Annotated in this window: 13 protein-coding genes; 2 read left to right on the top strand and 11 right to left on the bottom strand. The window is 36.0% G+C overall.

The window, feature by feature from the left end; all coding sequences use genetic code 11:
- Position 1 precedes the first annotated feature (1 nt).
- From SCA31_RS10770 to SCA31_RS10760, 3 genes are read right to left on the bottom strand one after another with little or no spacing between them, the layout of a single operon-like run.
- Positions 2–1039: an alpha/beta hydrolase fold domain-containing protein gene (locus tag SCA31_RS10770; RefSeq protein ID WP_410697001.1), complete on the bottom strand. Its 1038-nt coding sequence runs from the start codon at positions 1037–1039 to the stop codon at positions 2–4.
- A gap of 23 nt (positions 1040–1062) precedes the next feature.
- A complete protein-coding gene (locus tag SCA31_RS10765) occupies positions 1063–1446 on the bottom strand; it encodes a DUF3037 domain-containing protein (RefSeq protein WP_410696999.1) in 384 nt (127 codons plus the stop codon).
- Positions 1433–2206 carry a HipA family kinase gene (locus tag SCA31_RS10760; RefSeq protein ID WP_410696998.1) on the bottom strand — a complete coding sequence of 258 codons (774 nt, stop codon included), beginning with the start codon at positions 2204–2206 and terminating at the stop codon, positions 1433–1435. The genes SCA31_RS10765 and SCA31_RS10760 overlap by 14 nt, the downstream gene beginning before the upstream one ends.
- A 211-nt stretch (positions 2207–2417) precedes the next feature.
- On the opposite strand from SCA31_RS10760, the gene SCA31_RS10755 reads away from it, so the two are divergent.
- Both SCA31_RS10755 and SCA31_RS10750 read left to right on the top strand, forming a co-directional pair.
- The gene (locus SCA31_RS10755; RefSeq protein ID WP_410696997.1) at positions 2418–3260 is read left to right on the top strand and encodes an alpha/beta hydrolase family protein; all 843 of its coding nucleotides are present in this window, start codon (positions 2418–2420) and stop codon (positions 3258–3260) included.
- 68 nt (positions 3261–3328) lie between these two features.
- Positions 3329–3838: a hypothetical protein gene (locus SCA31_RS10750; protein ID WP_410696996.1), complete on the top strand. Its 510-nt coding sequence runs from the start codon at positions 3329–3331 to the stop codon at positions 3836–3838.
- 59 nt (positions 3839–3897) lie between these two features.
- Here SCA31_RS10750 and SCA31_RS10745 read toward each other — a convergent pair whose 3' ends face one another.
- From SCA31_RS10745 to SCA31_RS10710, 8 genes are all read right to left on the bottom strand, one after another.
- Positions 3898–4722: a flavin reductase family protein gene (locus SCA31_RS10745; RefSeq protein WP_410696995.1), complete on the bottom strand. Its 825-nt coding sequence runs from the start codon at positions 4720–4722 to the stop codon at positions 3898–3900.
- Positions 4723–4805: 83 nt separating this feature from the next.
- On the bottom strand, positions 4806–5219 hold the full coding sequence (locus tag SCA31_RS10740) for a GxxExxY protein (protein WP_273006592.1): 414 nt from the start codon (positions 5217–5219) through the stop codon (positions 4806–4808).
- Between the two features lie 97 nt (positions 5220–5316).
- Positions 5317–6564, bottom strand: coding sequence for a fumarylacetoacetase (gene fahA / locus SCA31_RS10735; protein ID WP_410696994.1), 1248 nt, complete (start codon positions 6562–6564; stop codon positions 5317–5319).
- 54 nt (positions 6565–6618) lie between these two features.
- Complete coding sequence (locus SCA31_RS10730; RefSeq protein WP_410696993.1) at positions 6619–7080, bottom strand: hypothetical protein; 462 nt, start codon at positions 7078–7080, stop codon at positions 6619–6621.
- A gap of 71 nt (positions 7081–7151) precedes the next feature.
- Entirely contained in the window at positions 7152–8282 is a 1131-nt protein-coding gene (hppD, locus tag SCA31_RS10725) for a 4-hydroxyphenylpyruvate dioxygenase (protein WP_410696992.1), read from the bottom strand.
- Between the two features lie 238 nt (positions 8283–8520).
- Positions 8521–9312 (bottom strand): hypothetical protein, encoded by a 792-nt coding sequence (locus SCA31_RS10720; protein ID WP_410696991.1) that lies wholly within the window; start codon positions 9310–9312, stop codon positions 8521–8523.
- A gap of 137 nt (positions 9313–9449) precedes the next feature.
- On the bottom strand, positions 9450–10724 hold the full coding sequence (locus tag SCA31_RS10715; RefSeq protein WP_410696990.1) for an acetyl-CoA hydrolase/transferase family protein: 1275 nt from the start codon (positions 10722–10724) through the stop codon (positions 9450–9452).
- A 221-nt stretch (positions 10725–10945) separates the two neighbouring features.
- Positions 10946–12457, bottom strand: a complete 1512-nt coding sequence (locus tag SCA31_RS10710) for a succinate CoA transferase (RefSeq protein ID WP_410696988.1) — start codon at positions 12455–12457, stop codon at positions 10946–10948.
- Positions 12458–12472 lie beyond the last annotated feature (15 nt).

Here is a 12472-nt window from a genome sequence, read left to right as displayed (position 1 = left end):
ATTATTTTTTCTGTGAAAGAATGAAATCCACCATCTGATCGGTAAGTTGATCCAGATAAGCTTTATCAGTAGTGCCAAAGCCATGTATTCCTCCGTCTACGATGATCAGTGAGTTTTGTATCTTGGCTCTGTTTAATTTTCTGTGAAGTTTTTTAGATTGGTTTAAAGGAACAATTTTGTCATTATTTCCCTGAACAATTAAAGTAGGGACTCCTCCAGAAACAAAATTAACAGGAGATATGGTTTTAAGATAATCTATGGCTCTGTCCTGGTCTTTCTTGAGATCATATCCTGAAAGTCCTTTCACTAGATTTTGCTGCAGACTGACAATCTTTTTTGACATTAATCCAATCATGGCTACCGGTATTGTTCCAAGTTTTGTGTGGAAAAGCTTATTCAGATCTGCAGGACCATAATGATCAATCACATAATTTACTTGAGCAGAATAAGAAGAAAGCTCAGGATTACCCAAATAAGTATTATCTGGAGTGTAGGCAGCAAGCAAAGAAAGGTGAGCTCCCGCTGAGGTACCAAACAACCCGATATTATTTGTGTCAAAATGATATTGCTCTGCATTTTTTCTTACCCATCTTACAGCATCTTTGGTATCTTCCAATGGTAGAGGAAAATGAGTACTGTCATTCAGAAGGGTATAATTAATACTAATCACAGCATATTGCTTTGCCATCAGCTTAGCAATGGTAGTTTCAACATAATTATCAGAGTGGATTATTTTATCTCCTTCTATCCATCCACCTCCATGAACATAGATTAGTACTGGAAGCAATTCACATGAAGGAATGTTTGTTGGGGTGAAAACGTCCAGTTTTACTGCATTTCCTTTTCTGTTGGTTTTATATACAATATCTTCAGATAGATTGGCTATTTCAGGAAGCAGCGTACTTTTAATACGTGGAACCTTATTAGGGGACTGTGAAAATGTTTGTGAAAAAATTAAATGAGAAGAGCTTAACAATAAAACAAAAAACAGGTTTGTGAAAAACCTGTAGATTGATATGTTATTTATAGATGATTTCATAGTGGAACTTTTTAAGAGGTATGTTACTTCACTAACTCCTCAAAAAGTTTACCAAAGGTGATATTTAGATCACTGGATTTTCCTGGATGAGGTCTTGAAGTTTGTACAACAGCACTTCTTACAGCCGTCAGCCAACGGAAACGTTCAGGAATGTCGAGCTGTGCAATAGGTCCGCCATCTTTCTCTCCATGGGCAATTTTCTGAAAGCTCTCCAGATTTTGAATGATATCCTCATAATCCAGTTTGCTGTGCATCAGCTTGAATTTATCAGGACATAAATAAAATTCAACCCGAATGAATTTTTCCTTTTTAGAAAACATAACCAACCCTATATTGAAAAATTCCTCTCTCTCAACTTTAGGCACCAGGCGTATTACCGCATATTCATATATTTTATCCTCTTGCATTTTTCGCTTCGTTTACAAAGATTGAAGAATTTTCTAATCGGGTTTTTAGAAACTGAAAATAGATCTCACGAATTTCATCGGGAGTTTCATCAGCATCATTCCATTGCAACCAGTCCTCAGGAATTGAATTAACAATTTCTCTGAAAAGGGTGTCATTCAATACTTCATGAGCAAACGTATCTGCTTCATCCAGCATTTTAGCTTTAGGAAGAAGTACGTGATCTTTCACATATTTGAATGGAGTCTTTGCCGCAGCATCAAAATTCTGCCATGAATGGTGAAAATAGAACGAGGCTCCATTGTCAATAATCCAAAGTTCCTTATGCCACATTAGCATATTGGTATTCCTAAACGTACGGTCAATATTGGTGATAAATGCATCCAGCCATACGATCTTTGAAGCCAGAAGAGGATCAACACTTATACTTGGATCATAGGTGATAGAGCCTGAAAGATAATGCAATCCCAGATTCAAACCCTCAGAAAACTTTAATAGATCCTGAATTTCCTCATCGGCTTCTGTTCTTCCAAAATCTGCTTCCAGATTTATAAAAACCAGTTCAGGAATCTTTAACCCTAGAGCTTCTGTAATCTTTCCTCCTAAAAGTTCAGAGATCAGCATTTTTACCCCATGGCCGGCACCACGGAATTTTAAGACATATTTAAAATCATCATCAGCTTCTGCCAGAGCAGGAAGCGAACCTCCCTCCCTCAGTGGCAGAATGTAACGCGTTACGGTCACTGTTCTTAAATTCTGCATGAAGCAAAAATAAGGTTATTTTTTAATAATATTTTTAGAGAATTCCTTTTCTCCCATTTTATACAGGAAATAATAAGAATTGCATCCAAAAAATATACTTAGGATTCTATTGGGTTTAAAATAAAAGAAGAAGTTATTAAGGAAAAACAGCGTTTTTTTTCATAAATTTCCATTAACAAATACCTTAAATATAAAAGATATTTATTGACCTATGAATTTGATTAATGAAAAGAATATAGCTATAAAAAATAAAGAAACAAGAGACTTTCTTGCTGATGCTTTTTATAAAGATACTGTGCAAAAACTTCCCTTAGTGATATTTGTTCACGGATATAAAGGATACAAAGACTGGGGGGCCTGGAACCTGATGGCAGAAAAATTTGCTGAAGCAGGTTTCTTCTTTGTAAAGTTTAATCTTTCACATAACGGCACAACAGTAAATGATCCTCTTAATTTTGCTGACCTTAAAGCTTTTGGAAATAGCAATTATTCTAAGGAGCTTTCTGACCTTGGGGTAGTTATTGATTATTTTGTTCAGAATCCACATGTAGATTCAGAAAAGATAATTCTCATCGGACACAGCAGAGGAGGAGGTATTTCCATCATTAAAACTTTTGAAGATGAAAGAATCCATGGCTTGATTACATTGGCAAGTGTGGATACACTAGACCGTTTTCCCAAAGGAGAAGCTTTTGAAAACTGGAAAAAAGATGGAGTATACTATGCCATGAATGGACGCACGAAGCAAGAAATGCCTCATTATTATCAGTTTTATGAAGACTATGAACAAAACATACACCGTTTTGATGTTGAAAGGGCAACAGAGATGGCAAAGGCTCATATGCTGATTATTCACGGAACACAAGATGAAGCAGTAGATGTCGGACAGGCAGAGCATCTTCATATTTTGAATCCGAATTCTGAACTTTTTCTTGTTGAAAATGCCAACCATACCTTTGGAGCCAGGGAACCCTGGATAGAAAATCAACTGCCAGAACATCTGAAGGCTGTGACTGAAAAATGCATTAGTTTTCTCAATGAAAAAATGAAGTAAGAAAAAGAATTTTGAAATAAAGCCCTAAAAATCACGTTATAACATATTAATCACCATATAAGTTAATTATGAAAAAAATTATTGCAGGTGCATTGGCGCTTTCATTATGTATTGTTTCATGTAAAAAAGAAACAAAAACAGAATCTTCTGTAAGCAACGATACTTTGGCTACAGTAATGCCGAAGGACTCCGTAACCACCCCAAAACCAGATTCGGTTGCAACAACACCTTCTTCTGCTTCGGGCACAATGAATATTATTACCAAAAATGTGGATAAGTATCCTCATGACATTAAATTCTTTGAAGATAAAAGCATCACAGAAAGGTTGAAAAAACTTGTTGGAGTTCAATATGATGAGATGGTAAAAAATTTCAATGTAGAGGGGCCTATTTCTTCAGAAAATGGAATCTATAAGCTGACAGGCTGTAAACAACATGACTGCCCGGGATATGCTACTAGCATTTATTACGATTCTAAAAATGATAATTTAAATGTTTCCATTGATAAGGACGGTAACATTTCAGATTTCAATGAAAAAGGAAAAATTGCAGGTACTGAAAAGTTAGAAAAAAAATAAAACCTTTTAATAAGTATAGAAAGTAAAAAGAAGCCTGAAATCTCAGGCTTCTTTTTATATTATTTTATGGAGAGTAAAACCCACGCTTCTTCAACTTTGCTTTCCAGAAGTAATTTCTGGGCATCAGTATGAATGTTTTCATCTGCATGAAAATCTCCGGCAGGTAAAATTTCTGTATTGGCAAGCATTCCGAGATCATTCCCTGTGAATACTTTACTGTATTTAATAGCATCCGGAAGAAGATCAAATCCAATTCCTTTTGTTGCCAAAGGTTTTGGAACCTCAAAAAGGCTGTTTTCATTACTTCTGGAATACCAGTTGCCACCTAGTCGGGCTACCATATCCAGTTTTTTCTGATCCAGGTTTCCTGTTTCATTCAGATATTCTTCTCTAATATGAATCTTCTGAACTTCACAGATCACCAGATTTCCTGCTCCTCCCTGATCTCCCAAAGATTTTACCTCTAAAACCTTGCATTCAAAATTAACAGGACATTCTTCAATTAGTTTTGGCTTCACAAGATCTGCATCTTTCATAGTCAAACCAGATTTTATAAACTCATTTACTCCCGTTTCATACTCTGTAGATGCCAGAGAAATCTGCTGTACAATTGGAAAGTTTACTGTTCCAATCACAACCTCCGGAACTTCCAAAACATTTTCTAAAGTATGTTTCGTTGTATTGTCACGTACTCTCCTTGATGGGGAAAAGATCAAAATCGGAGGAACTGTGCTGAACATATTGAAAAAACTAAATGGAGATAAATTATTATTTCCGTCTTTATCTACTGTAGAAGCCAATGCAATAGGACGTGGTGAAACGGCTGTCTGCATGATGGTCTGTAGCTGAACGGAGGTTATCTCGGAGGGGATTACTGTTTTCATATTTTTAAACTTAACACTTAAGTTATTTTTAGTTATTTCTGATTGCTTCCGAAAGGACACTTAAGTTTGAAAATCTATGATTTTCATTCTTTTGGCAGTTCCTTAAATACCTTAGATGCAAAAGATTCACAGCCCTCATGATAAAGGTTTGTGACATTGAAATTGACTAGTATTGAACGAGGAGCTTTTAAAAGATTCATGTAGTTGATGGTTTGCGCCTTATGAATTTGATGAATTTCCGCAACTGCCTTTAGTTCTAAAACAACTAATTCTTCAATTAAAAAGTCACATTTTACCTTACAATCTATTTGATTTCCTTTATAGAAAAATGGTATTTCAAGTTCACTTTTGTATTTTAAACCTAATAGATTAAATTCTTTTTCTAAGCATTGATGATAGACTTCTTCATATAAACCGGGGCCAGCCAGTTTATGAACTTCTATACAAGCCCCAACGATTTTGTAGGAAAGCTCATTAATCAATTTTTGAGTAATCATAATGCAAGAAAATGAAAATCGTAGATTTTCAAAAACTAAAGTGAACTGAATTTTACCATTATTATATAGCTTAAAAAACTAAAGTGTTTTATAATTATTAAAGTGTTGGAATAATTTTACCAGAAACTTCACCGAAACCTACTCTTACACCATCTTTTTCAGCCCAGGCTTTCATGGTAACGGTATCATTGTCTTCAATGAATTTTCTTTCTTCACCGTTGCTTAATGATAAAGGATTTTGACCTCTCCAGGTAAGCTCAAGCATAGAACCAAAAGATTTTGGATCACTTCCTGAAATGGTACCACTTGCGTACATATCACCAACTTCTACGTTACATCCGTTTACGGTGTGGTGAGCCAGCTGCTGGGTCATATTCCAGTACATGTGTTTGTAGTTGCTTTCGCTGATTAGGTTTTGGTCGCCATTTTCAGGCTGGATATACACTTCAAGATTGATATCGTAATTTTTGTCACCTTCAAACTTCAAATAATCCAAAACTTCAGGATCCTGTGTAGGAGAAGCTGTTTTGAAAGGTTCCAAAGCCTCAAGGGTAACTACCCAAGGAGAAATGGATGAACCGAAATTTTTAGCAAGGAATGGCCCTAGCGGAACATATTCCCAAGATTGGATATCTCTTGCAGACCAGTCGTTGAAAATAACCATTCCGAAGATGGCATCTTCAGCATCCTTGGTAGAAATACTTTCTCCCATCTCTGTATTTGTATTGAGGATAAAGGCCATTTCGAGTTCAAAATCCAATTGCTTGCAAGGTCCAAAAACAGGTTGATCTGCATCAGCAGGTTTCATCTGACCTTTTGGACGATTGATTTCAGTTCCTGAAACAACAATAGATGAAGCTCTACCATGGTAACCTACCGGTAGGTGCTTCCAGTTTGGTAACAATGCATTAGCAGGATCACGGAAGATTTTGCCTACGTTGGTAGCATGTTCAATACTGCTGTAGAAGTCTGTGTAGTTTGGGATATGAAGAGGCATCATCATTTTTACCTTGTCAAGGTCATAGAATGCATCTTCAATGGTTTTTTGGTCTTTTGACAATGTGGAGCCCTCCTGTAATAATGTCTGGATTTTTGTACGAACGGCATTCGTAACAGGTTTACCCAATTCTATGAATTCATTAATAGTGTAGGCTTCAAAAACATTGTCGTCCAATCCGTCAATGTCGTCAAAGTACCCAAGATCATAAAGGGTTGCAAGATCAATAACCTGATCTCCTATTCTTGTGCAGCATCCGATATATTCTTTGTTAAAAACTGCAACTCCGAAAGGAATATTATGTATAGAAAAATCTGAATTTGAGGTATAGTCTACAAATGATTTCATAAGTTTAGATTTAAATTAGATTAGGTGTCATCCTGAGAAATTTCCCCAAGGTGTTTATTTTGTCTTTTTCGAGTAAGATTCTTCATCAATCCATCGGTCTCTGGTATTGACATCGATGAGGTAGAGAATATTGTCTTGTTTAGTCAGTAATAAAGTTTTAGTGACAGGCATTGGGATTTTTTTACCCTCAAGCACATCTGCTCTTAAGGAAACGATATTCTTTTTTCTGACAATATCACCGGTAAAAACATTGGAACTGCTTTCGCCGGTAGCTTTATCATCGAAAACTTCCACGTAGGTGGCATTGTTCCCTTTGATAACAATAAAATCTCTTTCTGTATGGTCTGCCTCATCTTTTATGAAGACAAACTTTTTGTTGTCGATATTTACACTTTCAAGATTTTGATTGATGCCTCTTCTTGCTTCAAGTCTATCGAGAATTGAGTTCAGTGATCCATATTGTGCCTTTAGGCCTAATGTTCCAAAGAATAAAATTCCAATTAAAAATTTTTTCATATGTTGTGTTTTATAAAAAAGTTTTGCCAGAATTCTAAATTCTGACAAAACTTAATATTCTTGATGTAAAATTAAAGATTACCTCTTCTTTCCTGCTCTCTTTCCAGCGCTTCGAATAAAGCCTTGAAATTTCCGGCACCAAAACTTTGTGCACCATGTCTTTCAATGATTTCGAAGAATAGAGTAGGACGGTCTTCTACAGGCTTGGTAAAGATCTGTAACAGATATCCTTCTTCATCATGATCAATAAGTATACCTAAGTCCTGAAGTTTTTTAAGATCTTCATCAATATGCCCCACTCTTTCAGGAACCATATCATAGTATGCTTCTGGTGGAGCAGAAAGGAACTCTACCCCACGTTTTTTCAATTCAGTTACAGTATGGATAATATCTCTTGTTGCTACAGCAATGTGCTGTACACCCTCTCCTTCGTAGAAATCAAGGTATTCTTCTACCTGAGACTTCTTTTTACCTTCTGCAGGCTCATTGATAGGGAATTTTGCAAATCCGTTTCCGTTTGACATTACTTTAGACATCAATGCAGAATATTCTGTGTTGATCTGCTTGTCATCAAAAGAAAGAATATTTACAAATCCCATTACTTTTTCGTACCATTCTACAGTAGGGATCATTCTGTTCCAGTCTACATTTCCTACACAGTGGTCTACATAAAGTAGTCCCGCTTCTTCTGGTTTGTAGTTACTTTCCCATTTTTCATATCCAGGCATGAATGCTCCGTTATAATTTTTTCTTTCAATAAACATGTGAACTGTTTCTCCGTAGGTATAGATTCCGGACATTCTTACTTCACCCTGCTCATCAGTTATAGTAACAGGCTCTAAATATGGTTTTCCACCTCTTTTAGTAGTTTCTTCAAATGCTGCGTAAGCGTCATCTACCCAAAGTGCCAAAATTTTTACTCCGTCACCATGTTTTTTTACGTGTTCACTGATAGGAGAGTCAGATTTAAGCCCCGTAGTAAGTACCAATCTGATTTTTCCTTGTTGAAGCACATAAGATGCACGGTCTCTTACTCCTGTTTCAGGACCAGCATAAGCTACAGACTGAAAACCGAAAGCGGTTTTATAATAATGAGCAGCCTGTTTTGCATTTCCTACATAAAACTCAATGTAATCTGTACCGTTAATCGGTAAGAAATTCTCTGCTTGAGCAATTTTCTCGGCAAATGTAAGTGTTGACATATTTTCTCTTTTACTTTTATTTTATTGGTATGCAAAATACAAAAAACTTAGACATTGCGAAAGTATTACTGCCGATTCATTGAATATATTTAACATAAAGTTCAAGAAGAGTTTACTTAAGTATATTTAAGTTTCTTTAGTTTAAAACCAACCGCTTACATTTGTATTACAAAAAACAAGTGAGAGAAAAATATTTCGAACATGAAAGCCGCAGAGATAATCTGCGGCTTTCTTATTTTTAGACGGTTTCTATTTTTCTGTTTAAGGTTCCGGCATCCGGATTATAATTATCCCAAATCTTCCAGGTATTATCTATCTTTCTTATAAAATAAATCTGCGTACTGAGCTGATTTACAAAATGTTCTTCTCCTGTTTCCCCTACTTTAAATAGAAGATTCCAAAATTCTTGAGATTCTAATATTTTTTTGTCCGGTTCATCAGTAACGATATTAAGGTCAAATACTTCAAAATTGGAACGGTTGTTTTTGGTTACCAAATGAAAATCTTTGTCACACAACTCTTTACTGAATTGAGAAACTCTTTCCAGAAATGGAGAATCATTAAATACTAAATCCTTGAAGAGTTCAGTATTATGATTAGGAAACTGTTTGCAGAATTCGAAAGCGGTGGCACAATAGTCATACACCATCTGCATTACAAATGACTGATCATCTACTTCTTGTTGATGTTGATGTATACCTCTTACAGAAAGGATATAATCATTAAGATCCTTATGCCCTAGGAAAATACAGATTTTGTCTAGTGTTTTTAAAAATCTCAGGTCATTGTGGGTTTTGTCCTGATAGTCATTTTCAAAAAAACGTTGTAAGGTAACATGTGAAATGGTGTTTCCAATTTCGAATTTTTTACCTCCTTTAAGTTCTTCTGATTCAGATAGTTCATCTTTAATAATTTCGGAAAGAATAATATAATGGCTTCTCTTCCATTCATTCACATTCCCCAAAACAGAATTTCTTACTTTAGAATGCTTTGCAATTTCTTCTCGTATCGAATTATATATAGTCTTCAAATTCCTTGTTTTAGAAAGAGTTTTATCAAATATACTGCCAAAATGTTAAGGTTTTTCTTTGAATTATTTGATAGAGTTAAATATATGTTTTTTAATTTTAAATAAAAAAACATATTTAAAATATTACCAGTTGATTATCAGTGCTTAAATCTTTCAAAGGCTGCTCTTTCAAGCATCTCTCTGTCATCAGGGTGCGCAATACTGATGAGTTCCTGTGCTCTCTGACGTAGATTTTTTCCATACAGATAGGCTGTTCCATACTCTGTAACTACATAGTGAATATGACCTCTTGTGGTTACAACACCTGCTCCTTGTTTCAGGAAAGGAACAATTCTTGAGATTCCTTTTTTCGTTCTTGCTGTGATGGCAATGATGGGTTTTCCGTCATCACTCAATGCTGCACCACGCATAAAATCCATCTGCCCCCCAATACCACTGTACTGTAAGGTTCCGATAGAATCTGCACATACCTGTCCTGTAAGATCAATTTCAATGGCAGAATTGATGGCTACTAATTTTTTGTTCTTCATGATGTTGATTGGGAAGTTAACCTCACTTACATCTCTGAATGCAAAAACAGTGTTGTCATCTACATAATCATAGAGCTTTCTGGTCCCAAAACAGAAACTGGTAATGGTTTTATTATCGTTATATCCTTTGTACTTATTATTGATGACATCATTCTGGATAAGATCAATCACTCCGTCACTCAGCATTTCGGTGTGAATTCCCAGGTCTTTGTGATTGCTTAAACATTTTAAAACGGCATCAGGAATTGTTCCGATACCCATCTGAAGAGTAGATTTATCTTCAATAAGGTCGGCTACGTTTTTTCCTACAAGCATTTCTTCATGACCTACTTTTGAACTATAATCTACGGTTGGAAGTTCTTCCTCATGCCAAACCAGTTTATGGATTCTGCTGATGTGGATCATTCCATCTCCGTGGGTTCTCGGCATTCTTGGGTTCACAAGGGCAACAATTGTTTTTGCGGTATCAACGGCAGCTCTTGCAATATCTACTGATGTTCCTAATGTACAAAAACCATGTCTGTCTGGTGGAGAAACTGTTACCAATGCAACGTCCAGAGGAAGAATATTTTTTCTGAATAAAATTGGAATCTCACTTAAAAATACCGGTACAAAATCTCCTCTGTCAGAGTTTACAGCATCACGTACCGGAGTGGAAACGAATAAAGAATTGATAAAGAATTTGTCTTTGTATTCGGGTTTTGCAATCTCTACATTTCCTTGTTGGGTAATGGATACCATTTCTACATTTTCTAATCGGTGTGATTGTCTTGCTACTTCATCAATTAGAAAATTGGGAGTACATGCACTACCATGGAAAAATACGCGGTTACCACTTTTGATCGTATGAATTGCTTCTTCAGCGCTTATATAATTTTGCATATTTTACTTTTTTAATAATATTCATGACAGGGGTTAATATTATCTTTTTACCTCATAAAATACCTATCTTCTATCAAAGATAATCTTTATAATCTTTACGTATTCTAAATATTTCGCAGATATCAGAAGACTTTTATCATGTCACCTGAATAGATCAATGTATAAAAAAGAAAGGACTCAATGCATTGCATTCAGTCCTTTTCATAGGGGTAATGATATTCTTAATTTGAAACTTCAATGGCTGTTGTCTGTTTCATACTTCCTGTTTCAGAGAATCGTAAATGCCAGCTGAATGCTTCTTCCAGTAAATGAGGGGTGTGACCGCCTCTTTCACGTGCTCTGTCAAAATAAGACTGCAATTCTTTCCTGTAATCAGGATGCACACAATTATCAATAATCTTCTGTGCTCTTTCTCTAGGTGCCAGTCCTCTTAAGTCAGCCAATCCTACATCAGTAACCAGGATATCTACATCATGCTCTGTATGGTCTGTATGAGAAACCATCGGCAGAACGTGAGAGATATTATTTCCTTTGGATGCAGCCTGAGTTACGAAAATACTTAAGTAGGCATTTCTGGCAAAGTCTCCGGAACCTCCAATTCCGTTCATTATTTTTGTTCCTCCGATATGAGTAGAGTTTACATTTCCATAAATGTCAAATTCAATAGCGGTATTTATAGCGATAACTCCTAATCTTCTGATGAGTCCGGGAGTGTTGGATATATTCTGAGGTCTTAAAACAAATTTGTCTTTATATTTTGAAAGATTTCCTAAAACTCTCTCATAGCATTCTTTGGAAACAGTAATGGATGAAGCGGAAGCAAAACTCAATTTACCGGAATCTATCAGGTCAAATGTACTGTCCTGAAGCACTTCGGAAAACATCGTCAGGTCGTAAAAATTACTATCCTTGAAGCCTGTAAGAACAGCATTGGCAACCTTACCGATACCTGCCTGTAGAGGAAGTAATCGATCTGTAAGACGTCCTAAGCGAACTTCATTCTCAAAGAAACCAAGAAGATGCTGTGCAATAGCTGTTGTTTTTTCATCCGGTTCTGCAATGTCTGCAGGGCTGTCTTTAAGATTGGTGAAAACAATGGCCTCTATTTTATTAGGATCTACAGGAATGCTTTTTCGTCCGATTTTGTTCCATGGAGCTACAATGGGAATAACGTTTCTGTAAGGATAATCTTCTGCCTGGTAAATATCATGAATCCCATAAACTTCTTCAGGTACTTCGGTATTGATCTCAATGATTATCTTTTTAGCCAAAGCCGCAAACGTTACAGAATTTCCTACAGAAGTGGTAGGAACAATGCTTCCGTCTCTTTCAATATAGGCAGCTTCAATAATTGCTACGTCAATACTTTGAAGATTTTTGGTGTGAAGAAGTTCGGCACTTTCGCTTAAATGCTGATCGATGAAGAGAATCTCACCATTATTGATTTTGTTTCTTAAGATGGGATCTACCTGAAATGGCATCCTTTTCTTTAATACATTAGCTTCTGCTAACTTTCCATCGGTACCGTGCCCTAGTGATGCGCCGGTCATTAAAGTGACCTTAAGGTCTTCAGTTTTTCCTCTTTCGGCCAGTGCCGGCAATATTGCCTTGCTGTCACCTGCCTTTGTAAAGCCGCTAGATCCTATGATCATACCGTCTTTAATCATTTTTACAGCATTTTCAGCTGTTGTTACCTTTTGGTGTAGACTTTCTAATCTGATTCTTTCTAACATGTAATATTGATTTTG

This window comes from Chryseobacterium sp. SIMBA_028, assembly GCF_046535285.1.
Lineage (GTDB): Bacteria > Bacteroidota > Bacteroidia > Flavobacteriales > Weeksellaceae > Chryseobacterium.
Note: the sequence above shows the minus strand (reverse complement) of the source record. Positions and strands in the feature narration are given on the sequence as shown.